Raw genomic sequence first — 1,427 nt, 5'->3', positions numbered from 1 at the left:
TCCTCAGGGCGCTCTACGCCCTTCAGCAATTCGTCCAGCAGTTCCTTGGAGATCGTCATGCATGCTTCCTGTCGAAGAAGCATGGACCAGATCACTCATACACAGAAAATCTGACACTCTCCGACCAAACGTTCAATATCGCGCCGAACCTGCTAGACCGTGACGTCACGGCAGATGGGCTCAACCGGAAATGGGCGGGCGATATCAGCTACATCCGGAACCGCGAAGGATGGCTGTATCTGGCGGTGATCCTGGACCTGCATTCCCGCCGTGTGATCGGTTGGGCCGTCAGCAACCGCATGAAACGCGATCTTGCAATCCGGACACTGAAGAGGGCAATCGCTCTGCGGTCACCGCCGCGGGGCTGCATCTTCCACAGCGATCGCGGCAGCCAATACTGTTCTCACGACTACCAGAGGGTCCTGCGCGACCAGGGCATGAAGGCGTCGATGAGCGGCAAGGGCAATTGCTATGATAACTTTGCCGTCGAAACCTTCTTCAAGACCATCAAGGTCGGACTGATCTGGCGGCGCACTTGGGGAACCCGCAGGCAGGCTGAAACAGCCATCTTCCAATACATCAACGGCTTCTATAACCCGCGCCGTCGGCGCTCAGCGTTGGGAAGCAAAAGCCCCTTGGCCTTCGAACGCCAAATGGCCTAAACGAGCATCTGGAGCGGCACGAATACGCGACAGGTCCAGAATGCGCGCCGCGCTCGCCGCTGCCGAAAGGCGCGCTGCGGCTGCCGAGGCCGATCTCGCACAAGCTCGTGCGGTGGTCTCGACCTTGGAAGCGATGATCACGCATCTCCGGCTCGAGATCGCCAAGCTTCGGCGCGAGCAGCATAGTCACAACTCAGAACGCCGCTCTCGCCTGATCGACCAGATGGAATTGCAACTCGAGGAGCTCGAGGTTTCGGCCGCCGAAGACGAGATTGTCGCCGACAGGTGGCCGAGACCACAATCGTTGCGGGGTTCAAGCATCGCCGCCCGGCTCGCAAGCCCTTCCCCGACCATTGCAAGAAGAAGCCTCTGCACGACATATCGCACGTCGCTCTGGAAGCGGTGAAGAAGACCGATGCCATCTTCGACGTCGAGCGTCAGAGCAATGGCATGGATACCGCATTGCGACTGGAGGCCCGGCAACGGCTGGTCCGTCTGCTGGTAGAGGATCTGCACGACTGGATGCGCGCTGAACAAGGCACGATGTCGAAGTACAATCCCGTCGCCAAGGCGAACAGCTACATGTTCAAGAAGGATCGTTGGGCCGCTTTCACGCTGTTCCTCGACGATGGGCGTATCTGCTTGACACGGATGTTGTTGAACAGCCATTTTCTCAGCTCTTTTTCAGTTTTGGCGGCCTGTCTTTCCATGCCTCGACCATGGCTGCGTAGGCCGCTTCGGCCTGCGCGACGAGGTCCATCTCTC

The 1,427-nt window shown here is 58.9% G+C and carries 1 protein-coding gene and 2 pseudogenes; all 3 read left to right on the top strand.

Going from position 1 to position 1,427, the window contains the following annotated elements:
* On the top strand, positions 1-662 hold a 662-nt coding region (locus OC184_RS20140; RefSeq protein WP_265508949.1), incomplete at its 5' end, for an IS3 family transposase.
* A 40-nt stretch (positions 663-702) separates the two neighbouring features.
* Positions 703-1,034 (top strand): annotated as a pseudogene (locus tag OC184_RS20680) (transposase domain-containing protein); the annotation flags it as partial.
* A gap of 30 nt (positions 1,035-1,064) precedes the next feature.
* Positions 1,065-1,247, top strand: a pseudogene (locus tag OC184_RS20675) (IS66 family transposase); the annotation flags it as partial.
* Positions 1,248-1,427 lie beyond the last annotated feature (180 nt).

It is taken from the genome of Paracoccus rhizosphaerae (assembly GCF_026162645.1).
Lineage (GTDB): Bacteria > Pseudomonadota > Alphaproteobacteria > Rhodobacterales > Rhodobacteraceae > Paracoccus > Paracoccus rhizosphaerae.
The sequence above is the reverse complement of the archived record's forward strand: the minus strand, read 5'-3'. Positions and strand labels throughout refer to the sequence as shown.